This is a genomic window from Kitasatospora cystarginea, assembly GCF_039533515.1.
GTDB lineage: Bacteria > Actinomycetota > Actinomycetes > Streptomycetales > Streptomycetaceae > Kitasatospora > Kitasatospora cystarginea.
The window spans coordinates 158,716-184,602 of the sequence record NZ_BAAATR010000011.1 but is presented as its reverse complement, the minus strand read 5'-3'; the positions used below and the strand labels follow the sequence as shown (position 1 = coordinate 184,602).

Annotated in this window: 29 protein-coding genes and 1 tRNA gene; 6 read left to right on the top strand and 24 right to left on the bottom strand. The window is 71.8% G+C overall.

Annotated features, from left to right (window positions below):
- Positions 1-39: 39 nt before the first annotated feature.
- The 4 genes from ABD369_RS15235 to ABD369_RS15220 form a co-directional block, all read right to left on the bottom strand.
- Positions 40-651 carry an NAD(P)-binding domain-containing protein gene (locus ABD369_RS15235; protein WP_344636912.1) on the bottom strand — a complete coding sequence of 204 codons (612 nt, stop codon included), beginning with the start codon at positions 649-651 and terminating at the stop codon, positions 40-42.
- A gap of 261 nt (positions 652-912) precedes the next feature.
- Positions 913-1,629 (bottom strand): response regulator transcription factor, encoded by a 717-nt coding sequence (locus ABD369_RS15230; RefSeq protein WP_344636911.1) that lies wholly within the window; start codon positions 1,627-1,629, stop codon positions 913-915.
- 50 nt (positions 1,630-1,679) lie between these two features.
- Positions 1,680-2,309: a TetR/AcrR family transcriptional regulator gene (locus tag ABD369_RS15225; RefSeq protein WP_344636910.1), complete on the bottom strand. Its 630-nt coding sequence runs from the start codon at positions 2,307-2,309 to the stop codon at positions 1,680-1,682.
- Positions 2,310-2,372: 63 nt separating this feature from the next.
- Entirely contained in the window at positions 2,373-6,341 is a 3,969-nt protein-coding gene (locus ABD369_RS15220; protein WP_344636909.1) for a type I polyketide synthase, read from the bottom strand.
- A gap of 309 nt (positions 6,342-6,650) precedes the next feature.
- Here ABD369_RS15220 and ABD369_RS15215 point away from each other — a divergent pair, with 309 nt between their 5' ends.
- The gene (locus ABD369_RS15215) at positions 6,651-7,325 is read left to right on the top strand and encodes a Crp/Fnr family transcriptional regulator (protein WP_045303663.1); all 675 of its coding nucleotides are present in this window, start codon (positions 6,651-6,653) and stop codon (positions 7,323-7,325) included.
- A 91-nt stretch (positions 7,326-7,416) separates the two neighbouring features.
- Here ABD369_RS15215 and ABD369_RS15210 read toward each other — a convergent pair whose 3' ends face one another.
- The 5 genes from ABD369_RS15210 to sp36 all read right to left on the bottom strand — a co-directional run bounded on the left by ABD369_RS15210 (position 7,417) and on the right by sp36 (position 10,085).
- Positions 7,417-8,238, bottom strand: a complete 822-nt coding sequence (locus tag ABD369_RS15210; protein WP_344636908.1) for an MBL fold metallo-hydrolase — start codon at positions 8,236-8,238, stop codon at positions 7,417-7,419.
- Positions 8,235-8,429, bottom strand: a complete 195-nt coding sequence (locus ABD369_RS15205) for a hypothetical protein (protein ID WP_344636907.1) — start codon at positions 8,427-8,429, stop codon at positions 8,235-8,237. Before ABD369_RS15205 ends, ABD369_RS15210 begins: the two co-directional genes overlap by 4 nt.
- 64 nt (positions 8,430-8,493) lie before the next feature.
- A complete protein-coding gene (locus ABD369_RS15200) occupies positions 8,494-9,354 on the bottom strand; it encodes an NUDIX hydrolase (protein ID WP_344636906.1) in 861 nt (286 codons plus the stop codon).
- Positions 9,355-9,456: 102 nt separating this feature from the next.
- A complete protein-coding gene (locus tag ABD369_RS15195; protein ID WP_344636905.1) occupies positions 9,457-9,927 on the bottom strand; it encodes a RidA family protein in 471 nt (156 codons plus the stop codon).
- Positions 9,927-10,085, bottom strand: coding sequence for a Sp36 family protein (gene sp36, locus ABD369_RS15190; RefSeq protein WP_095874066.1), 159 nt, complete (start codon positions 10,083-10,085; stop codon positions 9,927-9,929). Before sp36 ends, ABD369_RS15195 begins: the two co-directional genes overlap by 1 nt.
- Positions 10,086-10,434: 349 nt before the next feature.
- On the opposite strand from sp36, the gene bagA reads away from it, so the two are divergent.
- Both bagA and ABD369_RS15180 read left to right on the top strand, forming a co-directional pair.
- Positions 10,435-11,445: an ATPase BagA gene (bagA, locus tag ABD369_RS15185; RefSeq protein WP_344636940.1), complete on the top strand. Its 1,011-nt coding sequence runs from the start codon at positions 10,435-10,437 to the stop codon at positions 11,443-11,445.
- Positions 11,442-12,662: an ArsA family ATPase gene (locus ABD369_RS15180; protein ID WP_344636904.1), complete on the top strand. Its 1,221-nt coding sequence runs from the start codon at positions 11,442-11,444 to the stop codon at positions 12,660-12,662. The genes bagA and ABD369_RS15180 overlap by 4 nt, the downstream gene beginning before the upstream one ends.
- 194 nt (positions 12,663-12,856) lie before the next feature.
- Here ABD369_RS15180 and ABD369_RS15175 read toward each other — a convergent pair whose 3' ends face one another.
- Complete coding sequence (locus ABD369_RS15175) at positions 12,857-13,180, bottom strand: WhiB family transcriptional regulator (RefSeq protein ID WP_033333275.1); 324 nt, start codon at positions 13,178-13,180, stop codon at positions 12,857-12,859.
- 435 nt (positions 13,181-13,615) lie between these two features.
- Between ABD369_RS15175 and ABD369_RS15170 the strand changes: the two genes are divergently transcribed.
- Positions 13,616-15,817: a transglycosylase domain-containing protein gene (locus ABD369_RS15170; RefSeq protein ID WP_344636903.1), complete on the top strand. Its 2,202-nt coding sequence runs from the start codon at positions 13,616-13,618 to the stop codon at positions 15,815-15,817.
- 107 nt (positions 15,818-15,924) lie between these two features.
- Here the strand turns inward: ABD369_RS15170 and ABD369_RS15165 are convergent, their stop codons facing one another.
- Positions 15,925-16,380 (bottom strand): GatB/YqeY domain-containing protein, encoded by a 456-nt coding sequence (locus ABD369_RS15165; RefSeq protein WP_344636902.1) that lies wholly within the window; start codon positions 16,378-16,380, stop codon positions 15,925-15,927.
- A 1,005-nt stretch (positions 16,381-17,385) separates the two neighbouring features.
- Between ABD369_RS15165 and ABD369_RS15160 the strand changes: the two genes are divergently transcribed.
- Positions 17,386-18,327, top strand: a complete 942-nt coding sequence (locus tag ABD369_RS15160; RefSeq protein WP_344636939.1) for a metallophosphoesterase — start codon at positions 17,386-17,388, stop codon at positions 18,325-18,327.
- A gap of 121 nt (positions 18,328-18,448) precedes the next feature.
- A tRNA-Pro gene (locus ABD369_RS15155) sits at positions 18,449-18,522 on the top strand.
- Positions 18,523-18,599: 77 nt separating this feature from the next.
- On the opposite strand, the gene ABD369_RS15150 is transcribed toward ABD369_RS15155, so the two are convergent.
- The 13 genes from ABD369_RS15150 to ABD369_RS15090 all read right to left on the bottom strand — a co-directional run bounded on the left by ABD369_RS15150 (position 18,600) and on the right by ABD369_RS15090 (position 25,884).
- A complete protein-coding gene (locus tag ABD369_RS15150) occupies positions 18,600-19,766 on the bottom strand; it encodes a tyrosine-type recombinase/integrase (RefSeq protein WP_344636901.1) in 1,167 nt (388 codons plus the stop codon).
- Positions 19,763-19,978 (bottom strand): helix-turn-helix domain-containing protein, encoded by a 216-nt coding sequence (locus tag ABD369_RS15145; protein ID WP_344636900.1) that lies wholly within the window; start codon positions 19,976-19,978, stop codon positions 19,763-19,765. The genes ABD369_RS15150 and ABD369_RS15145 overlap by 4 nt, the downstream gene beginning before the upstream one ends.
- Positions 19,975-21,387, bottom strand: a complete 1,413-nt coding sequence (repSA, locus tag ABD369_RS15140) for a replication initiator protein RepSA (protein ID WP_344636899.1) — start codon at positions 21,385-21,387, stop codon at positions 19,975-19,977. Before repSA ends, ABD369_RS15145 begins: the two co-directional genes overlap by 4 nt.
- Positions 21,384-22,073 (bottom strand): DNA cytosine methyltransferase, encoded by a 690-nt coding sequence (locus tag ABD369_RS15135; protein ID WP_344636898.1) that lies wholly within the window; start codon positions 22,071-22,073, stop codon positions 21,384-21,386. Before ABD369_RS15135 ends, repSA begins: the two co-directional genes overlap by 4 nt.
- Before the next feature lie 61 nt (positions 22,074-22,134).
- The gene (locus ABD369_RS15130) at positions 22,135-22,308 is read right to left on the bottom strand and encodes a hypothetical protein (protein WP_344636897.1); all 174 of its coding nucleotides are present in this window, start codon (positions 22,306-22,308) and stop codon (positions 22,135-22,137) included.
- Positions 22,309-22,313: 5 nt separating this feature from the next.
- Positions 22,314-22,502 carry a hypothetical protein gene (locus ABD369_RS15125; protein WP_344636896.1) on the bottom strand — a complete coding sequence of 63 codons (189 nt, stop codon included), beginning with the start codon at positions 22,500-22,502 and terminating at the stop codon, positions 22,314-22,316.
- 94 nt (positions 22,503-22,596) lie between these two features.
- Positions 22,597-22,791, bottom strand: a complete 195-nt coding sequence (locus tag ABD369_RS15120) for a hypothetical protein (RefSeq protein ID WP_344636895.1) — start codon at positions 22,789-22,791, stop codon at positions 22,597-22,599.
- A 16-nt stretch (positions 22,792-22,807) separates the two neighbouring features.
- Positions 22,808-23,002: a hypothetical protein gene (locus tag ABD369_RS15115; protein WP_344636894.1), complete on the bottom strand. Its 195-nt coding sequence runs from the start codon at positions 23,000-23,002 to the stop codon at positions 22,808-22,810.
- 13 nt (positions 23,003-23,015) lie between these two features.
- Complete coding sequence (locus tag ABD369_RS15110) at positions 23,016-23,207, bottom strand: mobile element transfer protein (RefSeq protein ID WP_344636893.1); 192 nt, start codon at positions 23,205-23,207, stop codon at positions 23,016-23,018.
- A 19-nt stretch (positions 23,208-23,226) separates the two neighbouring features.
- Entirely contained in the window at positions 23,227-23,913 is a 687-nt protein-coding gene (locus ABD369_RS15105; RefSeq protein ID WP_344636892.1) for a DUF2637 domain-containing protein, read from the bottom strand.
- Between the two features lie 84 nt (positions 23,914-23,997).
- Positions 23,998-24,174, bottom strand: a complete 177-nt coding sequence (locus ABD369_RS15100) for a hypothetical protein (RefSeq protein WP_344636891.1) — start codon at positions 24,172-24,174, stop codon at positions 23,998-24,000.
- Between the two features lie 3 nt (positions 24,175-24,177).
- Positions 24,178-24,420 carry a hypothetical protein gene (locus ABD369_RS15095; RefSeq protein ID WP_344636890.1) on the bottom strand — a complete coding sequence of 81 codons (243 nt, stop codon included), beginning with the start codon at positions 24,418-24,420 and terminating at the stop codon, positions 24,178-24,180.
- 84 nt (positions 24,421-24,504) lie between these two features.
- On the bottom strand, positions 24,505-25,884 hold the full coding sequence (locus ABD369_RS15090; RefSeq protein ID WP_344636889.1) for an FtsK/SpoIIIE domain-containing protein: 1,380 nt from the start codon (positions 25,882-25,884) through the stop codon (positions 24,505-24,507).
- Positions 25,885-25,887: the final 3 nt, after the last annotated feature.

Genomic DNA, 25,887 nt, shown 5'->3' with positions numbered 1-25,887 from the left:
CACCGGCCGGGCGGAGTACCGCGCTCCCTGGACGCCGCCTCAGGAGCCCTGGGGCCCGCGCTGGCGCGGTACGAACCCCCGGCCGCCGCCGGCCGTGCAGCCGCCGGCCTCGCCCCCCAGCGCACAGCCGCCCGGCTCGGCCTGCCGCACCGTCCACGGCAGGGTGCCGTAGAAGGAGACGGCCGCCGCGCCGCAGCGCGGGGTCAATCCGGTGACGGCCTTCGGCAGCCGGCCGCCGGGCTCGACCCACCGGAGCGACCAGGCCAGCCGGAAGTCGCTGCCCGCGGCCAGTCCGGAGCGCTCCAGGATCGGCCGCACCACCTCCTCGGCGATCCGGGCGCAGACGATCGCCTCCAGCACCACCAGCACGCCCGGCCGCAGACACCGGCTCACCGCCTCCGCGGCGTTCCTGACCGCGTCGAGGTCCAGAGCACGGGCCCCGGTCCGCGGCACCGCCGCGCAGACCACCACCGTCCCGACGGTCCGCAGCACCCGCTCGTCGGTGCTCGCGGCGAAGCCCTCGCGCAGCATCCGGTCCACGGCGTGCTCGTCCCGGTCGAAGAGGACGACCCGCCACCCCGCGTGGCACGCGGCGCGGGCGAGCGCGCGCCCGACGCGCCCGAGCCCGACGACGGCCAACCCCTCGCGCACTGCCCTCTCCCCTCTATCAGACCTGATGTCAACTGACTTGCCATCAGGGCTTGTTACGCGACCCAGCGGGTTTTCGCCTCAGGTTAGGGACAGCTCCGGCCATGGCGGCTCGGGTTCTTTCGGGGAGTTTTCACACCATGTCGAAGATTTTGCATTCCGGCCCCGGCCCTCCTGCGACGGCCGACTTCCGGGCAGGCCAGCCGGTTTCCGCGCGGGCCGCTCGGCATTCCGCGCGGGCCGGCCCGGCGAGCCGCTCTCCGCTCAGCCGTGGCCGAAGCGGAAGCCCACCCCGCGCACCGTGACGATCCAGGTCCCGGAACCCAGCTTGTTGCGCAGGCTGTTGACATGGGTGTCGATCGTCCGACTCCGACTCACCTCGGCGTTGCCCCAGACCTGACGCTCTATCTGCACCCGCGACACCACCGCGTCCGGCTGCGAGGCCAGCAGGTGCAGCAGGTCGTACTCCTTGCGGGTCAGCTCCACCGGCCGCCCGTGCACGCTGACCTCCCGGCAGCCGGGCGCGATGCGCAGCGCACCGAGGCTGATCGGCCGGGCGACGGCAGGCCGCGGCCTGACCCGCCGCATCACGGCTTCCATCCGGGCGATCAGCTCCAGGAACCCGTACGGCTTGACCAGGTAGTCGTCCGCGCCGGACTGCAGGCCGAGCACCCGGTCCAGCTCGGTGCCCCGGGCGGTCACCGCGATCAGCGGGGTGTCACCCGCGGTCCTGATCTCCCGGCAGACCTCCAGGCCGTCGAGGTCGGGAAGGTCGAGGTCCAGCAGCACCATGTCGGCACTGCGGTACGCGCGCAGCGCCTTGCCGCCGGTGTCCACCCGGACCGCGTCATGGCCGTGCCGACGCAGGCCCTGGACCAGGCGCTCGGCCGCGAGCGGATCGGCCTCCACCACCAGCACCCGCCAGCCGCCCCGGCGCGCCGATCCGTGACGTGCCGACGGTTCGGTGCGTTCTCCCGGCATTGACTCCCCCATGCAATCGCCCTGAGGCGCTCTCCCTCCCGAGGCACGGCTCAGGAGGAGCCCGTGCCGGGGCTCCTCCTGATGCCGTTCAGGACAATGGCGAGGATCCCCTCCAACTCGCTGTGCAGGGGCCACTGTTCCTCGGCCCTGGTCCAGCGGTACAGAGCGCCCAGGTAGGTGTCCCGCAGGATGTTCCCCACCCGGACCGAGTCGATGCCGGGGGCGAACTCCCCTCCAGTCCGCCCCCGTTCGACGATCTCGGCGAAGATGTGCGCGGCGTACGGCTCCTCCAGCAACGGCTGGCCCGCCTGCACCCAGGCCGTCAGCATGGCCGGGGTGGTGTGCCGCTCCTCCTCGTTGATCCTGCTGAGCACCGTCATGCAGCGCTGCAGCCGGAGTTCGAACTCGCCCCCCTCCGCGAACACATCCCCCTCCAACTCGGCCTTCAGCCGGGCCCGGCGCCGCTCGCCCCACTCCGTGATGAGGTCTTCCTTGCGCTGGAAATGGTTGAAGAACGTGCCCCGCGCGACATCGGCACGCTCGGCGATCGCGTCGACCGACGTGGCGTCATACCCTTGCTCGGCGAAGAGCTCCAGGGCGGCCTGGTAGACCCGCTCCCTGATCCGCTGCTTGTTGCGCTCGCGTCGCCCTGGTGCCGCTGCCGCGGTCGGCCGCTCCATCCGCTGCTCCTCCCCCGCGCCTCGGTGGTGTTACCGGCCGACTACTGACAGCCCCTGCGCAAGTTATACCAGAACACAATCTTGGTCTGCAGTACATGTTTGACCTGCGGCCTCCCCCTGGTCCGCCACGGTCGCCAGCCCGGCACAGAGCTCACCCGCGCTCTCCGGTCCCAGCAACCGGTCGACCGAGACCCGTACCACGCACTCCCGCTCCAGGCGGCGGCGCAGCTGGACCGCCATGATCGAGTCCAGCCCCTGCTCCCGCAGCGACCTGTCCCGGTCCAGCCGCGCCACCGGCAGCCCCAGCACCGCGGCCGCCCGGGCCAGCAGGGCGTCCCGGCCCGCCGGCGCGGACACCGGCTCACCGGTCAGCACCAGCCGCTCGATCTCGGACGGGCCCGAGGGCTGCGGCGGCACCCGTCCCGGCGCGATCACGTCGGCGGCCCGGAGCGGCTCGGGCGCGGGAACGGGGGCGGGGGCGGCACTCCCGCCGTCGACGCGGTGCAGCGTGATGCCGGAGAACTCCGCCAGCACCGCGCCGTCCAGGTCGAGCAGCGCGACGTCGGCCCGGTCGGGGCCCTCCTGGTCGGCGGGGCGGAACCTGGCCAGGGTCCAGTACTCGGCCGGCAGCTCCGCCACGGACAGGCTCACCCGGGTGATCCCGGTCGGCACGTAGGCCACCCGGTCGGTCTCCTCCCCGGCCCCCGGCCAGGTGGCCAGCAGCGGCTGCAGCGCCGCCTCCCAGAGTGCGCCCTGCCGGGCGACCTCCCCGTCCGCCTCCCCGGCGCCCGGGGCCGCCAGGGCGTCCGGCCGGGACATCCGGGCCACCGACTCACCCTCGGTGCGCCACATCCGCCGGACGGTCCGCAGGTGGGGCGGTATCTCGTAGCCGCGCTCGCGGGCGAGGGCCAGGAAGGCGTCCGCCGAGAGGTAGCCGGTGCAGCGGGTGAGCGCGCTGTCCAGGCAGTACTCGCGCCCGGCGGAGAGCTGCCCGCCGGCCCGGTCGTCGGTCCGCAGCCGGGCGTGCAGGCCGAACACGGCGTTGCCGGCCGGGCCCACGGCGTGCACCGTGGTCTCCCACAGCTCGGCCCCGGCCTCCCGGACGACGGCCGTAGGCCGCCAGCGCACCCGCAGTCCCTCGGCCCAGCCCTCCTCGACCAGCTCGGAGCCGAAGCGGGCCTCCTCCAGCACCCACCGGCCCTCGGCACCGGGTGCACCGGCGGAACGGTTCAGCGCGCCCAGCAGGTACACCGCCCCCGGCAGCGGCAGACTGCCCCGGAAGGAGGTGCCGCCCACCCGGGCCAGCGGCAGGAGCAGGCACCGCTCCGACGAATCCGCCCAGCGCGGGATCCGACCGTCCGGGGCGGGCTCGTCCCGGAACTGCTCGGTGTCCCAGGTGTAGCCCGGCAGCGGCACCCGCCGGGTGTCGCCGTACCAGCGCTGCCAGTCGATCCGGGTGCCGTGGGCGAACAGGCGCCCCGCCGCTCTGGCCATCGCGAGCTGCTCCGACTGCCCCCGGTACAGGCTCGGCACCACCCGGGGCAGGGCCCCGGCCGCCGTCAGGGTGTCCTCGGTGGCACCGGTCAGCAGCGGGTGCGGGCTGATCTCCAGGAACACGTGCTCACCGCGCCCGGCCAGCGCCGTCACCGCCTCTGCGTACCGGACCGGCCTGCGCAGGTTGTCCATCCAGTACGCCGCGTCCAGCTCGCCGCCCGACACGGGACGGCCGTGCACGGTGGAGTACAGCTCGACCGTGCCGGGCCCGGGCCGCAGCCCGGCGAGCTCGGTGAGCAGGTCCTCGCGCAGCTCGTCCATCTCCGGCGAGTGCGAGGCGACGTCCACCCTGACCGGGCGGCAGAACACCCCGCGCTCCCGAAGTTCGGCCGCGACTGCGTCCAGCACCTCCCGGTCGCCGGCCAGAACGCTGGAGGTGGGCGAGTTCTCCACGGCCAGCCCCACCCCGGCGCCGAACGTGGCGGCCAGCGCCTGCGCCCGCTCGCCCGGCAGCTCGACCAGCAGCATCGCGCCCCGGCCGGACAGCCTGGCCATCTGGCCGCTGCGCCGACAGATCACCGCGGCCGCGTCCGCCATCGTCAGAGCCCCCGCGACCCGGGCGGCGGCGCTCTCCCCCATGCTGTGGCCGAGGCAGACCCGCGGCTGAACGCCGCGGCTGCGCCAGGCCTCGGCCAGCGCCACCTCCATCGCCCAGAGCAGCGGCTGCACCACGGCCACCCCGCCGTCCGCCTCGCCCTCCTCGGCGGTCAGCGCGGCCAGCGGCGACCAGCCGGTCTCGGCCCGTACGGCTCGGTCGCACTCGGTCATCGCCGCCCGGAAGGCCGGCCACCCCTCCAGCAGCTCGCGCCCCATCCCGGCCCACTGGGAGCCCTGGCCCGGGAAGACGAACACGGTCGGCGCGTCGTCCGCCGCCGTCTCGGCCGCGATGGCGCCGTCCGGGGTCTCCTCCCCGGCGGCCAGCGCCCGCAGCGTCTCGGCCAACCCGTCGTGGCCCGTGCCCACCGCCCACAGCCGGTACGGCTGCGCGTCGCGGCGCTGCGCCGCACTCGCGCACAGGTCGCGCAGCGGGTACCCGCGCCCGGCGCCGGCCAGGTGTCCGGCGTAGGCGCGCGCGAGGCGCCGCAGCGCCCGGGGCGACCGGGCCGAGAGCACCAGCAGCTCGGGGGTTCCCGGCGCCGGGCGCTCGGGCTCCGGGGCGGCCGCCGTCCGGTACGCCCCGACCACGACATGGGCGTTGGTCCCCGACAGGCCGAAGGAGCTGACCCCCAGCAGCGCCGTCGGACCGGCCGGCCGCAGCGGCCCGCTTTCCGCGGCCACCCGCAGCGGCAGGGCGCCCTCGGCGAGCAGCCGGTGCGGGGTGCGGTAGTGCAGCGAGGCGGGAACCTCGCCGTGCCTGGCCATCAGCACCGCCTTGATCAGGCCGGCGATCCCGGCCGCCGCCTCGGCGTGCCCGATGTTGGACTTCACCGAGCCGATCAGCAGCGGCCGCTCGGTCGGCCGCGCCCCGTCCATCGCCTCGGCCAGCGCGCTCAGTTCGACCTCGTCCCCGGCGACCGTCCCGGTGCCGTGCGCCTCGACGTAGTCCAACTGCGCGGGGGTGATGCCCGCGCTGTCGCAGGCCTCGCGGAGCATCCGCACCTGTCCGTCCACGGCGGGTCGCAGCAGGAAGCCGCTGGCCCGGCCGTCGTTGGTGACCGCGCTGCCGAGCAGCAGGGCGTGCACCTGGTCCCCGTCCCGCTCGGCGTCCTCCAGCCGCTTGAGCACCACGACGCCGATGCCTTCGCTGCGGACGAAACCGTCCCCGGCGGCGTCGCCGAACTTGCACCGGCCGTCGGCGGCGAGCATCCCGGCCTGCGAGTACGCCACCGCGTCGTCCGGGGCCAGGATGACGTTGACGCCCGCCGCGATCGCCAGGTCGCTCTCCCCGGTGAGCAGGCTCTGCCGGGCGGAGTGCACGGCGACCAGCGAGGAGGAACAGGCGGTGTCGGTGACGATGCTGGGGCCGCGCAGGTCCAGGGCGTAGGAGAGGCGTCCTGCGGTGACCGCGCGGATCCGGCGGCCCGCAGAGTCGTGGATCCCCCGCCGGGACAGCGGCTGCGGCAGGTCGGCGTACTCGGCGGTGGCCTGCCCGACGAACACCCCGGACCGGCTGCCCGCCAGCGAGGAGGGGCGGATGCCCGCGTCCTCCAGCGCCTCCCAGGCGGCCTGGAGCAGCAGCCGCTGCTGCGGGTCCATGGTCCTCGCCTCGGCCGGCGAGATGCCGAAGAAGGCGGCGTCGAAACCGAAGACGTCCGTCAGGAAGCCGCCGTGGCGCGAGACCGTCTTGCCCGCGATGCCGGGTTCGGCCTGGTAGTACGCGTCGATGTCGAAGCGGTCCGCCGGGACCGGTGTCACCGCGTCGGTGCCCGCCATGAGCAGCGACCAGTACCGATCGACCCCCTCGGCCTGCGGAAACCGGCACCCCAGGCCGACCACCGCCACCGGCCGGCTGAGCTCCCCTTGCCTGCCACGCCCCATAGCCACAGATCTTCCCGTTCCGAAGGACGACTCATGTCGATTGATGTGCTGGAGTCTAAAGATGGACTCGACTGCATGTTATGGGCCCACTCCTGGCCCCGGCACTGCCGTCTTGACCTTCTCTTTACCGAATGTGTACGCACTTCCGGTGATGCCTCGCCCAGGATTCGAAGGTCACGGTGAGTACAAATGGCCGCGCACCACGCACCGCGCCCCACCCCCTCCTCATATGATCGGAGCGACATGCGTCATCCTTGGTGATGCAGTCTTGACGAGTAGGACCGCCCCACACCCAGCAGGAGGAAGCTCGTGGACGACGTTCTGCGGCGTGCCGCGCTCTTCGCGGCTCTCGACGACGATCAGGCCGCCGAGCTGCGCGCTTCCATGACCGAGGTGACACTCGCCCGCGGCGAGTCGCTGTTCCACGAGGGCGACCCGGGCGACCGGCTCTACGTCGTGGTCGAGGGCAAGGTGAAGCTGCACCGCGCCTCGCCGGACGGCCGCGAGAACATGCTCGCCGTCCTCGGCCCCAGCGAGATGATCGGCGAGCTGTCGCTCTTCGACCCGGGCCCGCGCACCGCGACCGCCACCGCGCTCACCGAGGTCAAGCTGCTCGGCCTCGGGCACGGCGACCTGCTGCCGCTGCTGCACGCCCGCCCCGAGGTGTCCATCGCGCTGCTCCGGGCCATCGCCCGCCGCCTGCGCCGGACCAACGACGTGATGTCCGACCTGGTCTTCTCCGACGTGCCCGGCCGCGTGGCCAAGGCACTGCTCGACCTCTCCCGCCGCTTCGGCGTGCAGTCCGAGGAGGGCATCCACGTCGCCCACGACCTGACCCAGGAGGAGCTGGCCCAGCTGGTCGGCGCCTCCCGCGAGACGGTCAACAAGGCGCTCGCCGACTTCGCCGGCCGCGGCTGGCTGAAGCTGGAGGCCCGCGCGGTCGTCCTGATGGACGTCGAGCGCCTCTCCCGCCGCTCGCGCTGAGCACCGCTCCCTGAGCCGGCAGGGGCCCGGGGAACCGTCCCCGGGCCCCTGCCGGCTTGCCCTGCCCCGTGACGGCGGGCTCCGCCGCGCGTCAGATCAGGCCGTGCTCCTCCAGATAGCTGAGCTGGGCCTGGACCGACAGTTCGGCCGCCGGCCAGAGGGAGCGGTCCACGTCCGCGTACACCCGGGCCACCACCTCCGCGGCCGTCCGGCACCCGTCCTCGACCGCCGTCTCCACCTGGGCGAGCCTGGTGGCCCGGTGCGCCAGGTAGTAGTCGACCGCGCCGAGCGCGTCCGCGAGCACCGGGCCGTGTCCCGGCAGCACGGTCCGTACGTCGTGCTCGGCCGCCATGGTGTGCAGCCGCCGCAGTGAGTCCAGGTAGTCGCCGAGCCTGCCGTCCGGATGGGCGACCATCGTGGTGCCCCGGCCGAGCACGGTGTCCCCGGTGATGATCGCGCCGTCGGCCGGCAGGTGGAAGGTCAGCGAGTCCGCGGTGTGCCCGGGCGTGGCGACCACCCGCAGCTCCAGACCGCCGACGTCGAGCACCTGTCCGCCGTGCAGCCCCTCGGAACCCAGCCGGTGCGCCGGGTCGAGGGCCCGCACCTCGGTGCCGGTCAGCTCGGCGAAGCGGGCGGCCCCCTCGGCGTGGTCGTGGTGCCCGTGGGTCAGCAGCGTCAGCGCCACCCGCTTGCCGCGCTGCTCGGCGGCGTCGACGACCCGGCGCAGATGGCCCTCGTCCAGCGGGCCCGGATCGACCACCACCGCGAGGTCCGAGCCCGGTTCGGAGAGCAGCCAGGTGTTGGTGCCGTCCAGCGTCATCGGCGACGGGTTGGGCGCCAGCACGCACAGCGCCCGGGCGGTGGCCTCACCGCCGACGGTGGCGGCGGGGTCGCCCGGCAGCAGTCCGCTCACCGGCCGCCCTCGCTGCTCCGGATCAGTGAGCGCAGCGGGAGGGCGCGCTCCAGCGGGCGCTTGCCGGTCTCGCCGGCCGGTGCGGCGTCGTAGCGGCCACCGGCCGGCGTACGGGCGGGGAGCGAACGGATCGGCGCGGCGTCACCCGGCAGGGCGCGTGCCGGGCGCGGAGCCACTTCGTCGTGGTTCATCGGGCGGGATTCCTTCCTGGGTTCGCAAAGTGGCTGTGGGGGTGCAGGCCGGTCCATCAGCGGGTCACGGCGGGAAGTGGCCGTCGATGGTCAGCTCCTCGTACCCAGACCATCGCACCGTCAGCCGGTCGCCGGCCACCGTGGCCCGGCCGAGGACGGGTTCGATCCGCCGGTCCGCCGCCGCCGTGAGCGCCTCCGCCGCCGTCCGGACCGGCAGCAGCTCGCGCAGCACCGTCACGGTCGGCGGCAGCATGCCGTACCGGCCCTCCGCATGGCCCCGGACGGCCTCGGCGGGCGGCAGCCAGGCGACCCGGTCGGCCTCGCCGACCTGGAGCGCGGCCTGCTGGTCGGCGGGCAGTGCGGCGACGAAGAACCAGGTGTCGTACCGGCGCTCCTCGAAGGCCGGGGTGACCCAGCGGGCCCAGGCAGCCAGCAGGTCGCTGCGCAGCAGCAGCCCGTTGCTCTGCAGGAAGTCGGCGAAGGAGAGCCGGTGGGCCTCCAGGGCGGCCCGCTGCTCGGTCCAGTCCCGGGGCTCGGCGGTGCTGTGGGCGTCCGGCCCGGCCAGCAGCACACCGGCCTCCTCGAAGGTCTCCCGGACGGCCGCGCAGACCACCGCCTGCGCGGTGCGGGCGTCCACGCCGAGCCGCTCGGCCCACTCCCGCGGTGAGGGCCCGGCCCAGGCGAGTTCGGCCTCGGCGTCGCGCGGGTCCACTCCGCCGCCCGGGTAGGCGTACATCCCGCCCGCGAAGGCCATGGAGGTGCGGCGGCGCAGCAGGTACGCCTGCGGGCCCTCGGCCGCGTCGCGCAGCAGCACCACCGTGGCAGCGGGCTTCGGCACGGGCGGGGTCAGCTCGCCGGACTCCACCGCCCGGATCCGGGCGGGCCAGGAAGGCGGCATCGGGGCCGACGGTGCTCGGTGATCCATGCCCGGATGCTAAGCGGGTGAGGCCCGGCTTGGACAGGGCCCGGAGGAACCGCGGCGGCCGGGGTCGGGCCATGACCGGCCCCGGCCGTCCCGTACCGTCCGTCAGGAGCCGGCCCGGACCCGGACCTGGATCTCGACCTCGACCGGGGCGTCCAGCGGCAGGACCGCGACGCCGACCGCGCTGCGGGCGTGCACACCGGCCTCGCCGAGCGCCTCGCCGAGCAGTTCGCTGGCACCGTTGATCACGGCGGGCTGGCCGGTGAAGTCGGGGGCGGAGGCGACGAAACCGACCACCTTGACGACCTGCTCGATCCGGTCCAGGTCGCCGATCACGGACTTCACGGCGGCCAGCGCGTTGAGCGCACAGGTCTGCGCCAGCTGCTTGGCCTCGTCCGGGGTGACCTCGGCGCCGACCTTGCCGGTCTTCGGCAGCTTGCCCTCGACCACCGGCAGCTGGCCCGAGGTGAAGACGTACTCGCCGGAGCGGATCGCCGGGACGTACGCGGCCACCGGCTTGGCCACCTCGGGGAGGGTCAGGCCGAGCTCGGCCAGCTTCTCCTCAACCTTGCTCATCAGCTCTTCTCCCGCTTGAGGTAGGCAACCAGCTGCTCGGGGTTGTTCGGCCCCGGGACGACCTGGACGAGCTCCCAGCCGTCCTCGCCCCAGGTGTCGAGGATCTGCTTGGTGGCGTGCACGAGCAGCGGCACGGTGACGTATTCCCACTTGGTCATGGCGCTGACTCTAGACGAGGACCGGCCGCCGCCCGTGCCGCACGCACCGGGTCCGCCGGGCCGCGCACCGCGGGTGTGAGGTGAGCCACAAAGCGGGCATGAATCCGCCGGGGTGCCAGGGTGCTCCCCGCATCGCGAGCCGCCGCTGGTTACCCTCGCGGGAAGGGCGCCCCAGGGGTGCCGGCCAACGGACGGACGGAGACGGAGCGTGGCGAGCACTCCCGGCCCAGCGGACCGACCCACCTCGAAGGGGACCCCCGCGGGGCGCTCCGGGGCAGGCGGGCCCGGCGCACCGGACGGGGAGAGCGCGCCGGACGCCACCGGCGGCCCGGACTGGGAGGGCGTCCGACTGCACGTCGTCAGCGGCAAGGGCGGGACGGGCAAGACCACGCTGGCCGCCGCGCTGGCCATAGCCCTCGCCGCCGAGGGCGGCCGGACACTGCTGATCGAGGTCGAGGGCCGGCAGGGCATCGCCGAGCTGTTCGGGATCGCCGCACTGCCCTACGAGGAGCGGAAGATCGCCGCCGTCACCCCGGCCCAGCTCGGTCTGCCCGGCAAGGGCTCCGGGGAGATCTTCGGGCTGGCGATCGACACCGAGCTGGCACTGCTCGAGTACCTCGACATGTTCTACAAGCTCGGCCTGGCCGGGAAGGCCCTGCAGAAGGTCGGATTCGTCGACTTCGCGACCACCATCGCACCGGGTGTCCGGGACGTGCTGCTGACCGGCAAGGCCTGCGAGGCGGCCCGCCGCAAGGGCCCCGACGGACGCCGCGCCTACGACGCGATCGTGATGGACGCGCCGCCGACCGGGCGGATCACCAGATTCCTGAACGTCAACTCCGAGGTGGCCGGGCTGGCCAGGATCGGGCCGATCCACGGCCAGGCGCAGGCGGTGATGCGGGTGCTCAGGTCGCCGGAGACCGCGGTGCACCTGGTCACCCTGCTGGAGGAGATGCCGGTGCAGGAGACCGTGGACGGCATCACCGAACTGCACGAGGCCCGTCTGCCGGTCGGCGGCGTGCTGGTGAACATGGTCCGCCCGCCGGTCCTGGACGCCGCCGCGGTGGCGGCGGTTGACGGGGACCACCGCGAGGAGGTCGCGCGGGCGCTCGGCGAGGCCGGCCTCGGCGGCCGCTCACGGACGGCGGCGACGGTCCGTACGGCGGTCGAGCCGCTGCTGGACCCGTTGCTCGAACAGGCCCGTGAGCACGCCGAGCGGGTCGAGCTGGAGCGCGAACAGCGTTCGGCGCTGCAGCAGTTGAGACTGCCGACATACGAACTCCCGCTGCTCGGCGAGGGCGTGGACCTCGGCGGCCTGTACCGGCTGGCGGGCGAGCTGAAGCGACAGGGGGCAGCATGACGGCGCTGCTGGCGATCGATGCGCTGATCGACAACCCGAAGACCCGGATCGTGGTCTGTTGCGGCTCGGGCGGGGTCGGCAAGACCACCACCGCCGCCGCGATCGGTCTGCGGGCGGCGGAGCGCGGCCGGAAGGTGGTCGTGCTGACCATCGACCCGGCCCGCCGGCTCGCCCAGTCGATGGGCCTCACCGAGCTGGACAACACCCCGCGCCCGGTCAAGGGCACCCGGCAGATGGAAGGGGCGCCGCGAGGAGGGTCCCCCCGCACGGAGTCAGGGGGAGGCTCGGCCGAGGGCGGCGGCGGGCGACGGGCGGGCGAGTTGCACGCCATGATGCTCGACATGAAGCGGACCTTCGACGAGGTCGTGCTGGCCCACGCGGAGCCCGCCCGGGCGAAGGCGATCCTGGAGAACCCCTTCTACCAGTCCCTGTCGGCCGGTTTCGCCGGCACCCAGGAGTACATGGCGATGGAGAAGCTCGGCCAGCTGCGAGCGGCCGACGAGTGGGACCTGATCGTGGTCGACACCCCGCCGTCCCGCTCCGCGCTGGACTTCCTGGACGCGCCGAACCGCCTCGGCTCCTTCCTGGACGGCAAGGTGATCCGGCTGCTGACCGCCCCCGCCAAGGTCGGCGGGCGCAGCGCGATGAGGTTCCTCAACGTCGGCATGGGCCTGCTGACCGGCACCCTCGGCAAGATCTTCGGCGCCCAGCTGCTGACGGATGTTCAGACCTTCGTCGGCGCCATGGACTCGATGTTCGGCGGCTTCCGCGAGCGGGCGGACCGCACCTACCAGCTGCTCAAGGCGCCGGGCACGGCCTTCCTGGTGGTGGCGGCGCCGGAGCGGGACGCGCTGCGCGAGGCGGCCTACTTCGTGGACCGGCTGGCAGCGGACGAGATGCCGCTGGCCGGACTGGTGCTCAACCGGGTGCACGGCACCGACGCGCCCCAGCTCACGGCGGAACGGGCACTGGCGGCGGCCGAGGCGCTGGAGGAGAACGGCTCACCGAACTCCGCGGCGGCCGAGTCACTGGCTGCCGGACTGCTCCGACTGCACGCCGAACGCATGCAGATCATGGACCGGGAGCGGCGCACCCGGGACCGCTTCGTGTCGGTCTACCCGGACGTACCGATCGTGGAGGTTAGCGCGCTGCCCGGCGACGTGCACGACCTGGACGGCCTGCGCGCCATCGGCGACCGCCTCGGCAGGACGGAGTGACCTGCGGACGCGTGACCTGCGGACGGCGTGGCCCGCGGAGCGGTGCGGCCGACAGGCGCAGCCCGGCGCGACGGAGGCCGACGTGACGGGACCCGACGCGGTGAAGCCCGATGTTGTACTGCCCGACGTTGTACTGCCCGACGCGGCGTAGCCCGGCGAGGCGAGCCGCCCGCCCATGGCCGGCCCGGCCGTGCTCAGCCCGCCTGGGCGTAGTCGGTGAGGATGACGCCAGTCGCCAGCGACTCCTCGTACTCCGTCCGGGCCGTCTCCAGCAGCCGGCGCCAGGACATCACCGTCGGCCTGCGGCGCAGGAGCGCCCGGCGCTCGCGCTCGGTCATACCGCCCCACACGCCGAACTCGACCCGGTTGTCGAGCGCGTCCGCCAGGCACTCGGTGCGCACCGGGCAGCCGCTGCACACCGCTTTGGCGCGGTTCTGCGCCGCCCCCTGAACAAACAGCTCGTCCGGATCACTCGTGCGGCAGGCGGCCTGCGCACTCCAGTCGTCCACCCAGCCCATGCTGGCGCCGTCCTCTCCCGAATCGGGGCTCCCCCACGGCGGCAACGGCATATTCACCGTTGCCAGTTGAGGACGTTACGGAAGAACGACAGCGCGCAACAGCCCCTACGGGCTCAATCTCAAATGACCCGATCGGACTATGGGTATCTGACTTCTCACTCGTTGGAGTGATCGCAGGTCGCAGGGCTTGTCAGAGCCACTCGGACCACTCTCGTCACGCTGCGCCATGGAGCCGCCATCAGGACCCGATTCCAACCATCACAAACTGTGGCGAATCGGACAAAGCTCATCACTCACAAGAGTGATGGCGATGAACAGAGCGAAGCTGTCGCAGTCTTGTGACAAGCGTAGGCGAACACCTGCCCTCTCGCCCGGTATTTGGCAACGTAGGGTTTCCCCATGGCACCTCAGCGACCCTCGCGACATCCTGTCGACATGGCCGGCCTCGGACTCAAGTTCCTGGGCACCAGCGTGCTGGCCGGACTGCTGGTCGCGGGCATGGCGATGCCCGCCGTCGGCGCACTCGGGCTGACCGCGAAGGACACCGCCGAGAGCTTCGACAACATCCCGGACGACTTCAAGACCCCGCCGCTCTCCCAGGCCTCGTACATCTACGACGCCAAGGGCGGCGTGATCGCCAAGGTCTTCGACCGGGACCGCACCGTCCTCACCAAGGACCAGATGGCCCCGATCATGCGGCAGGCCCAGGTCGACATCGAGGACAACCGCTTCTTCGAGCACGGCGCCATCGACCTCAAGGGCATCATCCGCGCGGCCAGCAAGAACGCCGAGTCCGGCTCCGCCGCCCAGGGCGCCTCCACGCTGACCCAGCAGTACGTGAAGAACGTCAACGTGGAACAGGCCGGTGACGACCAGGACGCGTTCCTGGAGGCCACCAGGAAGAGCATGGGTCGCAAGATCCAGGAGCTGAAGTACGCCATCAAGCTGGAGGAGGACCTGAGCAAGGATCAGATCCTCACCAATTACCTGAACATCACCTTCTACGGCCACCAGGCGTACGGCGTCGAGGCGGCCGCCACCCGCTACTTCAGCAAGAGCGCCAAGGACCTGACCATCCCCGAGGCCGCGATGCTGGCCGGTCTGGTGCAGAACCCGTCGGCGTACGACCCGGTCCTGCATCCCCAGGCCGCGCAGAACCGCCGCAACACGGTGATCAACAAGCTGCTGGAGTACAAGCACATCACCCCGCAGCAGGCCAAGGACGCGCTGGCCTCCCCGCTCGGCATCAAGTACAAGGAGCCGCTGAACGGCTGCATCACCGCCCAGGCGGGCATGGGCTTCTTCTGCGACTACGTCCGGCACGTGGTGAAGATGGACCCGGTGTTCGGCAAGACCCAGGCCGACCGGCAGAAGCTCTGGAGCCAGGGCGGCCTGAAGATCTACACCACCATCGACCCCGAGAAGCAGGCGGCGGCGTACAAGGCGGTCACCACCAAGGTCAACCCGACCGACTCCGTCTCGGCCGCGATGACCATGATCAAGCCGGGCACCGGCGAGATCCTGGCGATGGCCCAGACCCGCCCCTACGGCCTGGACGCCAAGCAGAACCAGACCGTGCTCAACCTCAACGTCGACGCGGCGATGGGCGGCGGCAACGGCTTCTCCCCCGGCTCGACCTTCAAGCCGATCCTGGCGGCGGCCGCGCTGGAGTCGGGCACGCCGATCACCCAGCAGTACCCGTCCGAGCACCAGATCCCGTACCCGACCATGACCACCTGCAACGGCACCTGGAAGGCCGACGGCAGCACGGTCGAGAACGAGAGCTCGAGCGAGGTCGGGCCGTACGACATGAAGGAGGCGATGGCCAAGTCGGTCAACACCTACTTCGTCGAGCTCGGCAAGGACGTCGGCCTCTGCCCGATGAAGCAGATGGTCAACAAGCTCGGCATCAAGACCCTGGCCAGCGGTGCGCCCCTGGTCCAGCAGCCCTCGAGCATCCTCGGCGCGGTCGAGGTCAGCCCGATGCGGATGGCCGCCGTCTACGCCGCCTTCGCCGCCCGCGGCCTGTACTGCGACCCGATCGCGATCAGCTCGGTGGTCGGTGCCGACGGCAAGAAGCTGGCCGTCCCGCAGGCCAACTGCACCCAGGCGATGCTCGGGACCACCGCCGACGGGGTCAACACCCTGCTGAAGACGGTGATCGAGAAGGGCACCGCATCCAACATCAAGATCAACGACGGCCGCGAGTTCGCCGGTAAGACCGGTACCACCGACAACCGCTACGCCGCCTGGTTCAACGGCTACACCCCCGACCTCGCCACCGCCGTCTGGCTCGGCGGCCCCGGCGGCAACGTCTCCATGCGCAACATCACCATCGGCGGCGAGTACTTCGACTCGGTCTACGGCTCCTCCGGCCCCGGCCCGATCTGGCAGATGGCCATGAACGACGCCGTGGCGGGCACCCCGAAGAGCAGCTTCCAGCTGGTGTCCATCCCCGACCCGGCCACCCCTCCCGGCGGCGGCAACACCGAGCCCGCCAACCCCGCGCCGCCCGCCGGCGACGGAGGTGCCAACGGCAACGGCGCCACCGGCCTGATCAACGGCGGCTTCACCCTGCCGCCGGGCGTCATCGGCGGCGGCAACGGTGGGCCCGGCAAGGGCGGCAAGCACCACTGACACCCACGGTACGGCGAAGGGGTGCCCCCACAGCGGGGGCACCCCTTCGCCGTGTCCGTCCTCTTCGTGTCCAGGCCGGCCGGCGGATCAGCCCGGACCTCGGCGGATCAGCCCGACAGTGCGGCCTTCACCGCGGCGGCCACCCGGCCGCCCTCGGCGACGCCCTCGACCTTCGGACGCACCAGCTTCATCACCGCGCCCATGTCCTGCGGTCCGGTAGCACCGCTCTCGGCCACCGCGGCAGCGACGATCGCCTTCAGCTCCTCGTCGCTGAGCTGCTTGGGCAGGTAGTGCGCCAGCAACTCACCCTCGGCGCGCTCCTGCGCGGCCGAATCCACCCGACCGGCGTTCTCGAAGGCCTCGGCCGCCTCCCGGCGCTTCTTCGCCTCCCGGGCGATCACCTTCAGCACCTCGTCGTCCGTCAGCTCGCGCTTCTCCTTGCCGGCCACCTCCTCGCTGGTGACGGCGGCCAGTGTCAGCCGGATCGTGGACGCGCGCAGCTCGTCCCGGGCCTTGATCGCAGCCGTGAGGTCCTCGTGCAGCTGCTCCTTGAGCGTTGTCATGCTGATGAGTGTCCCACCTGCGGAAACCCGACGCTCCCGAATAACCGGCCCGGGAACCCGCGTCGCCCCGCCGGGACCGCACCCCGGGGACTCGCGCCACCCCGTCGGAACCACACCCAGCCCTGCCGACGGGCCGTCAACGCACCTCCTCCCGTTCGCCGGACAGAGCGGCGGCGGCCGGGAGAGGATGGCGCAATGTCGCCCAACGGAACCGATGCCCACCGGACCGAGAGCGACCTCCCGCCCCTGGTGGCCCAGGCGGTCACCGCGGCCCGGGAGGCCGGCTTCGCGAACTCCTGCCGCCCGGAACAGGGCCGACTGCTGCGCGCGCTCGCCGGCGGCGCCCACGCCCGGATCGGCGAGACCGGCACCGGCTTCGGCGTCGGACTGGCCTGGCTGGCCACCGGGGCCCGCGAGGGCGTCCGGCTGGTCAGTGCCGAGCGCGACGAGGCACGGGCCGCCGCCGCGGGACGGCTCTTCGCCGGGCACCCCGCCGTCCGGGTCCTGCATGCGGACTGGACCGAGCTGTACCGCCACGCCCCGTACGACCTGCTGGTCCTCGACGGCGGCGGCCAGGCCAAGGGCGGCCCGCCGGCGCTGCTGCCGGGCGACCCCGGGGAAGCCGCGGATCCCGTCCGACTGCTCACTCCCGGCGGGGTCCTGGTGATCGACGATTTCACCCCGTCCGCCGACTGGCCCCCGCTGCACCGGGGGGAGCCCGACCGAGCCCGGCTGCACTGGCTGCGGCACCCCGCGCTGCGCGCCGTCGAACTGCCGCTGGCGTCGGACCTGAGCGTGATCCTCGGGGTCCGTACGCCACTCGGCACCGACGTACCCGACCGGCTGTCAGCTCCCTCCTGGCGGCCGGGATCCACCGAGGTCCGCGGCGGCGATCCGCAAGGCCGACGGCCCCGATCCGCCGGGGCCGACAGTCTGCGAATCCGGCTGCTCAGAGCGGGGCACCGCCCGTTCACGCGCGCTTTCGGCGTCTGCGACGATGGACCGATGCGACCGCTGTACTCCGTCCCCCTCGGCATCGCCGCCACCGGCGCCGCCTGTCTCGTCTACTCCGCCGGTTACGAGGTCCGCTCGTTCCGGCTGCGCCGGGTCGACGTCCCGATCCTGCCGAAGGGCGCGCGGCCGATCCGGGTGCTCCAGGTCTCCGACATCCACATGGTCGCCGGACAGCGCAAGAAGCACCGCTGGCTGCAGAGCCTGGCCGCGCTCCGCCCCGACCTGGTGGTCAACACCGGCGACAACCTCTCCGACCCGGACGGCATCCCGTACGCGCTGGACGCCCTCGGGCCGCTGATGGAGTTCCCCGGCGCGTACGTCTTCGGCTCCAACGACTACTACGGCCCCGCCAAGAAGAACCCCGCGCGCTACCTGAAGGCGCTGCGCACCGGGGTGCACGGGCTGAACAACCCCGACGGGACCGGCCGGCGCGGCATCACCGGCGCCTGCCACATCGAGTGGGAGCAGCTCCGGGACGGCTTCGACGCGGCCGGCTGGCTCAACCTCACCAACACCCGGGGGCGGCTGAAGGTCGCCGGACTCGACATCGAGTTCACCGGCCTGGACGACCCGCACATCCGCCGTGACCGCTACGCCGAGGTGGCCGGCGGCCCGTCCGCCGACGCCGACCTCTCGCTCGCCGTGGTGCACGCGCCCTACCTGCGGGTGCTCGACGCCTTCGCCGCCGACCGCTATCCGCTGATCCTCGCCGGCCACACCCACGGCGGGCAGCTCTGCATCCCCTTCTACGGCGCCCTCGTCACCAACTGCGACCTCGACACCGACCGGGTCAAGGGCCTCTCCTCCCACCAGGCCGACGGCCACCGTTCCTACCTGCACGTCTCGGCCGGCTGCGGCACCAACCGATACACCCCCATCCGGTTCGCCTGCCCTCCCGAAGCCACCCTCCTCACCCTCACCCCCAAGCCCTGATCAGCCCTCGCGCGTCAATCCGCCCCTTTTGTCCCTTTTGGAGGGGCGGATTTCACCTCTCGGCACTCGTCCGGTAGAGTTCTACTCGTTGCGACGGAGACGGAAGCAACAAAGGAAAGACCGGGGTGTGGCGCAGCTTGGTAGCGCGCTTCGTTCGGGACGAAGAGGCCGTGGGTTCAAATCCCGCCACCCCGACCCAGTAGTAGCAGGTGCGGGCCCTGCCGGAGAGATCCGGTAGGGCCCGCACCTGTTGTGCGTGACTAACTGCGTGACTACCGCTCAGGCTGTTGCTTGAACAGGTCGTCCATGACAGTGGCGCCGGTCTGGATCACGGGCCGGATCTGCTTCCGGTAGACCTCCTCGGTCACGCTCGTGCTGGAGTGGCCGACCAGCCGGGAGATCTCTTCCAGCGGCACCCCCTTGTCCGAGAGCAGGGACACGAAGCTGTGCCGTAGCTCACGCGGCGTCCACTCGGCGGGGTTCACGCCTTCGGCCTTGCCGATGGCGGAGCGAAAGGCCCGGCGGACGTGCGAGGGGTCCAGTTCCTTGCCCACGTCGGAGTGGAAGACGAGGTTGTTCTCCTCCCACTTGTCCCCCGCGGCATAGCGGTCCCAACCCTGGTCCACCCAGTGGTCCCACAGCGCTTCGACGCACCGATCCGGGAGCGCCAAGGTTCGCCGGGACTTCCGGGTCTTGGTGTCGCCGCCGGCGCGGACCGAGCGCCACACGGCGATGTGCGGCGGGATCGGCGGGTCGGTGTCCGGCTGGCCCTTGAGGAAGACGTGGTCCCAAGTCAGTGCCCGCAGCTCTTCCGTCCGCGCCCCGGTGAGCAGGGACACCACGATGTAGGCGTACATGGAGGTCTTCTCCGCCGACTTGAGCACGGCCTCCGCCTGAGTGAACGTCAATGCCTTCGAGGGTCGTCCGGACTGACCGGTGGGGACGGAGCACAGCTCCACCACGTTGCGCTTCACCTTGTCGCGGGCCATCGCACGCTTGACTGCGCGGTTCAGGCAGGAGTGAAGGCCCTGCAAGGTGCGCGTGCTCAGGGTCTTGGCCTTGTCGGTCAGCCACCGGTCTACGTCCTCCGCGCTCAGATCACGGAGCTTGCGGGCACCGAGGGCGGGGATCACGTGTGTACGGCTCAGGCTTGTGCAAGCCTCCAGGGTGCGCTTGTCCCGTCCGGCAAGGCCGTACATCAGCCAGTCGTTGACCGCGTTCTCCACCGTGTAGTTCGTGGGTGCGATGGCAAGGCCGTCTTCGTGATCCCGAAGGACTTCCTTCAGCTTGTTCTTGGCCTCGGTCTTGGTCTTGCCACTGCCACGCTTCACGATGCGCCTGCCGCTCGGGTCATAGCCCAGGCTGGCGGTCGCAATCCAGCGTTGTCGCTTCTCGTCCCAGTGGAGGCCGCCGTCTCCCCTGCTACGGCGTGTGGTCATTTCTTCCCCCCTGCTTCGCGCTCCAGCAGCGCGACGTACTCGGTGATGGCGGACGCCGGGATGAACCGGGAACGGCCCTCTTTGACCGTGCGAAGACGTCCAATGCGGATCAGGTCGTAGATGACGGTCCGGCTCATGCTCAGGACCTGCATGGCGTCCGCCACTTTGTAGAGGACGGGCCGGACCATCAGGCCTTCCGGGGCGGTGGTCACCACTCCCCCTCCTCGTCATCCAGATCTGCCAGAGCTTCGCGGGCGAGCTCTCGGCTGGCACGAATGTCGTTGGCGATACTGGCGGCGAGCATGGACTCACCAGGACTGTTGCCTGCCCCGGCGAAGGCCCAGTGGGCGACGACGAGCGTTTCGGCCTCAGGTAGGTCGTCCAGGTCCGGCAGCCCGGCGGCCAGTAGGCGGGCCCGCAGGTCCTGGCGGGCTTGGTCGGCGCGGAAGTCGGCACGGACATGGCGGAGGGCGCCGAGGGTGGTCGAGTAGCTCGGACTCTTGCTGGAGAAATGGCCGCGGAAGCCGAGCATGTGTGACCAGTGCGCCAACAGCCGGTCCGGGTACAGGCCGTCGAGGTCCCAGCAGGCTTCGATCAGGCGCCGGGTGTGCTCGGGCAGGTCGTGCCGTTCGATCTCGTGGCGCTCCAGGATCCGCCGGTCGACTGTCTCCGTGGTCTCAGCCGACTTGGTGGCGTACTTGGCCACGTAGGAGGCGACGGCCTGTTCGGAGATCTCGCCGGAGCCGAACGCGCCGATCGGGCGCACGTCGACCTGCTCACCCCAGCGCAGCACCCGGGCGGGGAGGTCACCAGCAGCCTCCACCGGGACGCCGGCACGACGGGCGGCGGCCCGGATCGCGGCATCGAGCAGGGCCACGGTCGCCCAGGCCGGGGGCGGGGAGTCCGTGCCATCGGGTCCGTCGATGCGAATCACGGCGTGGAAGTGCACCGCGCCCCTGCGCTGGTACTCCGCCACCTTGCCGAATGAGATCTTCGCCTGTTCCTTGAACTCTCGTTGGTAGAGGCCGGCCATCTTGGCCATGACGCGGAACAGGTAGATGGTGAAGCGGCGCCACAGGTCGGGGGCGTGGTTGTTCCACAGCACGGCGTGCGCGTAGTCGTACCGCTCGGGGTCCAGCGGCGTGCCCAGCAGCGGGGAGCCGGTCGGGTGGGCGGAGCCGCAGCGGCACGAGCCCTTGTCGGGCCGGTTGTGGACCGGGCCGAAGCTTGGGGCGGTGAGCGTTGCGAACACTCGGGGGTGCGAGCGGACTGAGGTGGGGACTCCCTTGGATTCGTCTCCGGCAAGTCCGGCGCGGATCAGGTGGAAGGTGTCCGCCGAGTAGGTGCGCGCGCATGAGGGGCAGCGGGAGGCTCGGCGGTTGCCGCAGGCGACCTTGAGGCGGTGGCCGGGTTCGTGCTCGGTGGAGTAGCGGTGCCAGACGGCGCCGGTGGGTGCGTGGGTGAGGGTGCGGAAGCCTTTGAGGTGGATCGGGTTGGTGCAGCCGCCGGTGCGGCGGATTTGCTCGGTGAGCTTGGGGAGGTCTCCACGGCCGGCCAGACGGGCGAGGTCTGCGAGGGCGAGTCGGTCGGCCTCATGGGGGAGGACTTTGGTGGTGTTCACGCGGCTGCCTTCGATCGGGTGGAGGCGAGGAACTGGGTGGCCACGTAGGTGGTGTAGGCCGGGGGGATGGCTTCGGCGATCTCGCGGCGTACGTCGGTCCAGTGGATGCCCATGGCGTCCTGCCACTGGGACACGGTGCCTTTGCCGCCGCCTTCGCCGTAGACCGCGAAGTACGGTCCCTCGAACCACTGGCCGTGGCGCATGCCAGCGACGCGGCCTCGGTGCGGTTGGTGGCTGGGGGCGTTCGCGGTGAAGCCGTGGACTTCGAAGTAGCGGTGGCGGATTACCCGGAGGCCGAACATCTCGCCACAGAGAGTCAAGTCACGGCGGAGCGGGGAACCTTGGACGTTCTCCAGGACGAAGGGCACCCCCGAGGCGGTGAGCACGTTTCGCAGCGGGCCGAGGATGTCGGGGTAGGTGCGGCCCTTGTTGGTGCCCTTGGTCAGAGCGGAGTGGGACTGGCAGGGCGGCGAGGCGTGCACGAAGTCGAAGAGATGGGCGTTCGCCGTCGCGTACTCGACGGCGTCGGCTCGGATGAACTCGAAGGGGTAGCTGGGCTGATGGTCGATGTCGACGCCGACCACCTCGAACCCGGCCTGGTGGTAGCCCATCGCGGCTCCGCCGGCACAGCAGCATAGGTCGAGGACGCGAAGGCCGTTCGCGGGGCGGGCGGGGAGCTGGAACACGGGATCACCTCCGTTGGAGAGGCCCCGGGGCCGGCGGATACACGGCCCCGGGGCGGGGCGGTCAGGACTTGTCGGGGTTCGGCTTGGTGTGCTGGTCGGTCCAGGTCTCGGCGCAGACCTTGTGGACGGGCTTGCCTCGGTCGGAGCGGAGGTTGGTCGGCTTGCGGCAGACGCCGCAGGGTTCGGCCTTGTTGTCCCAGTGCCGGGAGTCGCGCCAGTCGAAGAGGGCGGCCATGGCGGTCAGCCCCGGGCGGTGGTGAGGGCGGCGGTGCGGGCGGGCACGGTGCCGGTGCCGTGGCAGGCGGGGCACCAGGCGTGGACGGTGGTGCGGGTGCCGTCCGGGTGGCGGGTGCCGGTGTCGATGGCAGCGCGGGCGAAGCCGTCGCAGTTGGGGCAGATCCGTCCCGGGGCGTGGTTGTGCTGGGGCATGATGGTGGTCTCCTTCTGGGCCTCGTGTCTGGGAGGGGTTGCGGTCTCCGGGGCGGCGGGATGCTTGGCGGCTTTTGCCGCCCCGGGGATCTGGTCAAGTCCAGTGGTTGGCCGACTTCTTGGCGGCCTGCTCGGCCTTTTCGCGTTCGATGGCGGCCTGCTGGATCCGGTCGATCTGGGCGTCGTACTTGGCGAGGTCCTTGCCCCTGCCGGCGGCGAGGGCGGCCTTGCCGACGATGTATGCCAGGCGGGCCTTCTCGGCGGTGGTGTAGTACTTCGGTTCGGCCATGGTCGAGTACCTCCGGTCAGTGGTGGGTGCCGTTGACGATCTGCACACCGGACTTGGCGGTGCCGTCGATGGCGGGGGCGAGGAAGGTGTGGGCGAGGTAGAACCCGAACAGGCCGATCACGATGACGACCCACGGGCGGACACCGAGGAACTTGACGACGGCCAAGGTCCCGACGCCGAGGATGAGCACGAGGGGCAGGGTGACGGTCACGGCTGGTCTCCTGTCAGCTGACGTTGCAGCGGTGGGTGCGGGCGGCGATCTCGGCGGCGGCGCGGGAGTCGTAGTCGGCGGAGAAGCCGCAGCGCGGGGCGGTGCAGGCGGCGGTGTGCTTCTCGCGGCCGTGGCGGTCGTAGTAGGTGGCGACCTGGACCGGGCCGATACGGATCACGTTGCGCGGCCGGATCGGACGGGGCATTGCAGAACTCCTTTCTGAATCAGGCGAGTTGGGAGGCGATGGCGGCGGCGAAGTGCGGCGGGACACCGAGGCGGGCGCGGAGGGTGTCGGCGTCGATGTCCTGTCCGGTGCGGGCGTGGTGGTCGGCGGCGACCTTGCGGGCGTGCTCGACCAGAGCGGCGGGCACCGTGACCGGCGGGACAGGGGTCGGGGGCGGGCCGGGCAGCGCGGGCGTGCTGGCGGCGGGCTCGACGGCCGGCGGCTCGGATTCGGTCACCGGGGTGTCGGCAGGCTCCTCGGGCTCCTCGTAGAGGGGGAGTTCGAGTTCGGTGCACTCGGACTCGTTGGCCGGTGGCGGGGTGGGACTGTGGGCGAGGAGCGTGCCGCCGAAGAAGGCGAGCGCGGGCCATCCGGCGACGAGGATCCGCAGCCAGGCCGGGACGTGTACCAGGTCGAGCAGTCCGGCCGTGGCGACGTTCGCACCGAGGGAGGCCGCCAGGGCGATGGCGAACCATGTCCATGCGGAGCCGTTCGGTTGGCCGCTGGCCCGCAAGGTGCGCATGCGGTGCCAGGCGGCGACCAGGAGCAGATCGACGGAGACGGGATAGGCCCAGGCCTTCCAGCCGTGCTGTCCGGCGGCTTGGGCGAGGTCGTGGAGGTGGGCGAAGGACAGGGCGCCGGCGATGACGGCTTGCACGATCACCGCATCGGGGCGGAGTGGGCGCATCGGTCGGTCCTCCTTCCTGGCGTCGGGGCCAGGGCCGGGCGGGGCTCGGGTTTGCCTGCCGCCCGGTCCCGGCGGTCTTGGCGGCTACTGGGAGGCGGTTCCGGTGCCCAGACAGGTCGGGCAGAGCACCTGGACCTCACCGACCGGTCGGGCCTTCTTGCCGCGTCCGGCGAGGTGGGTCTCGTTGACCCAGCCCTCACCGGCACAGGCCGGGCACTTGGCCGGGGTAGTGGTCTTGGCCTTGCGGGTGGTGGCGGCCATGGCTCACGCTTCCTTGTCGCTCTGGGAGGCGGCGTAGAGCTCCAGGGCGGCGAGGTAGGCGGCGGTCTCGGCGGCCAGTTCCCGGGCGAAGGCCAGGAGGTCGGCGAGCGGCAGCGCGTCGTTCTCGGAGATCATCAGGCTGGCCGAGGGTGACCACAGCGACAGGATCGGCGTGCGCTCGTTGCCGTAGCCGTGGCAGGTCACGTAGGTGTTGGGCTCCGGGTGGAAGGACATGGAGGCGGACATCGGATAGTCCTCTCGGGTCGGTTTCGGGCATGGAACGGGTAGGGACTTGGCGCGAAGCGGTTGCGCCGACCGGTGTTGGGTGGGTCAGCTGGTGGCCGGGCAGTGCCGGGCCAGTGGCCGGGCGTCGGCCAGTTCGGTGGCTGCCGGAAGGTGCGGGCGGAAGCGGGCTAGCGCCGGCAGGTCGGGGACCAGGTGGGCCGTTTCGCGGCAGGCCCGGGCCGCGTCGGCCAGGGACAGTTCTGGGGTGCGAATGCGGCACCAGCCACCAGAGGAATCCCCAGCCACCGCGACGCCGGGGGTCTCCGGCGGGATCGAGGTGGCGGCGATCACGGCCTCAGGTGCGATGTCGCCCAGGCCCATCTCAGCGGTGGGCTTGTCGTTGACGCGGTGCACGACCCGGCCGGAGAGCTGAGCGCGGAGCATCGTTGCGCCCTTCCCCAGCTCGGAGCCGAACCGCTGCCCGCAGATCTCCAGGTAGATCCCGGCCGCGCGGCCGAGCTGCGCGAGCCGGATCAGCTGGGTGACCATGTGGTCGCGGCGTTTCTCGTCCTTTGAGGTGGCGACGAGGAACAGCTCCGCCACTTCATCGACCAGCAGCACCAGCGGAACCGGCCGCACCTTGGCCGGCAGGCCCCAGAGGTCCGAGGTGATGTCCTCGTCCGCGACATCCGCGTCGATGCCCTGGTGATGGCGGATCAGCTCGTAGCGGCCTTCCATCTCGGCGACCAGGACATCCAGGATCTCGGCCGCCTGATCGGGATCGATCGCGAGCGCGGACAGTCGGGGAGTGAACGGGGACAGCTCCACACCCCACTTGCAGTCGATCCCCACCAGCGCGACCTCATGAGGGGCCAGGCCCTTGACCAGGTTGCGGATGAAGACCGACTTGCCCGACTGGGTCGCACCCAGATTCAGCCCGTGCGGCACACGCCGGTAGTCGCGTACGTAGGCGGTCCCGTCCTCCCGCAGCGCCACCGGCACCACCATCGGGCCGGACGGCAGTCGACGCGGCATTCGTACCCTGCGCAGCACGTCGAAGCCGACCATCCGAAGCTCGACCACACCGGGCTTGATCACCGAGACGTGGACTCCGTGCACGCCCCAGGCGTGGCGGAGACGTTCCGCCGAGGCGGCCACGTCCGCTGGCTCCTGTCCGGGAGCCAGTCGAAGCCGGACTCGAAGGCCGGTGGCTGTCGGCCACAGTCGGCGGACTCTCGGCGGTACCGGCCGGATCTCCCGGCGGGTGGTGGCCCGCAGCATCAGGACCCGCAGCCGGGACGGGGTCACCGTCAACCCGCATGCGTCCATCGTGCTGCCGTAGGTAGCGGCGAACCGAGCTGCTGTAACCGGCAGGCCAATCGCCGACCAGTAGATCGCCGGTGCCTTTGCCCGGGCGAAGGCGGCGCCGCCAGCAGCAGCGGCTAGAGGCCCGCCTAACTCAACCAGTGTCAGCGCCCCCGACATGGC

What these genes read in the sequence shown, in the direction of transcription:
- ABD369_RS15230 (WP_344636911.1), bottom strand. Translation starts at nt 1,629, where the DNA reads ATGCCGGGAGAACGCACCGAACCGTCGGCACGTCACGGATCGGCGCGC.
- ABD369_RS15225 (WP_344636910.1), bottom strand. Translation starts at nt 2,309, where the DNA reads ATGGAGCGGCCGACCGCGGCAGCGGCACCAGGGCGACGCGAGCGCAAC.
- ABD369_RS15220 (WP_344636909.1), bottom strand. Translation starts at nt 6,341, where the DNA reads ATGGGGCGTGGCAGGCAAGGGGAGCTCAGCCGGCCGGTGGCGGTGGTC.
- ABD369_RS15205 (WP_344636907.1), bottom strand. Translation starts at nt 8,429, where the DNA reads ATGAACCACGACGAAGTGGCTCCGCGCCCGGCACGCGCCCTGCCGGGT.
- ABD369_RS15200 (WP_344636906.1), bottom strand. Translation starts at nt 9,354, where the DNA reads ATGGATCACCGAGCACCGTCGGCCCCGATGCCGCCTTCCTGGCCCGCC.
- ABD369_RS15195 (WP_344636905.1), bottom strand. Translation starts at nt 9,927, where the DNA reads ATGAGCAAGGTTGAGGAGAAGCTGGCCGAGCTCGGCCTGACCCTCCCC.
- sp36 (WP_095874066.1), bottom strand. Translation starts at nt 10,085, where the DNA reads ATGACCAAGTGGGAATACGTCACCGTGCCGCTGCTCGTGCACGCCACC.
- ABD369_RS15180 (WP_344636904.1), top strand. Translation starts at nt 11,442, where the DNA reads ATGACGGCGCTGCTGGCGATCGATGCGCTGATCGACAACCCGAAGACC.
- ABD369_RS15175 (WP_033333275.1), bottom strand. Translation starts at nt 13,180, where the DNA reads ATGGGCTGGGTGGACGACTGGAGTGCGCAGGCCGCCTGCCGCACGAGT.
- ABD369_RS15170 (WP_344636903.1), top strand. Translation starts at nt 13,616, where the DNA reads ATGGCCGGCCTCGGACTCAAGTTCCTGGGCACCAGCGTGCTGGCCGGA.
- ABD369_RS15165 (WP_344636902.1), bottom strand. Translation starts at nt 16,380, where the DNA reads ATGACAACGCTCAAGGAGCAGCTGCACGAGGACCTCACGGCTGCGATC.
- ABD369_RS15160 (WP_344636939.1), top strand. Translation starts at nt 17,386, where the DNA reads ATGCGACCGCTGTACTCCGTCCCCCTCGGCATCGCCGCCACCGGCGCC.
- ABD369_RS15150 (WP_344636901.1), bottom strand. Translation starts at nt 19,766, where the DNA reads ATGACCACACGCCGTAGCAGGGGAGACGGCGGCCTCCACTGGGACGAG.
- ABD369_RS15130 (WP_344636897.1), bottom strand. Translation starts at nt 22,308, where the DNA reads ATGGCCGCCCTCTTCGACTGGCGCGACTCCCGGCACTGGGACAACAAG.
- ABD369_RS15125 (WP_344636896.1), bottom strand. Translation starts at nt 22,502, where the DNA reads ATGCCCCAGCACAACCACGCCCCGGGACGGATCTGCCCCAACTGCGAC.
- ABD369_RS15120 (WP_344636895.1), bottom strand. Translation starts at nt 22,791, where the DNA reads ATGGCCGAACCGAAGTACTACACCACCGCCGAGAAGGCCCGCCTGGCA.
- ABD369_RS15110 (WP_344636893.1), bottom strand. Translation starts at nt 23,207, where the DNA reads ATGCCCCGTCCGATCCGGCCGCGCAACGTGATCCGTATCGGCCCGGTC.
- ABD369_RS15105 (WP_344636892.1), bottom strand. Translation starts at nt 23,913, where the DNA reads ATGCGCCCACTCCGCCCCGATGCGGTGATCGTGCAAGCCGTCATCGCC.
- ABD369_RS15100 (WP_344636891.1), bottom strand. Translation starts at nt 24,174, where the DNA reads ATGGCCGCCACCACCCGCAAGGCCAAGACCACTACCCCGGCCAAGTGC.
- ABD369_RS15095 (WP_344636890.1), bottom strand. Translation starts at nt 24,420, where the DNA reads ATGTCCGCCTCCATGTCCTTCCACCCGGAGCCCAACACCTACGTGACC.
- ABD369_RS15090 (WP_344636889.1), bottom strand. Translation starts at nt 25,884, where the DNA reads ATGTCGGGGGCGCTGACACTGGTTGAGTTAGGCGGGCCTCTAGCCGCT.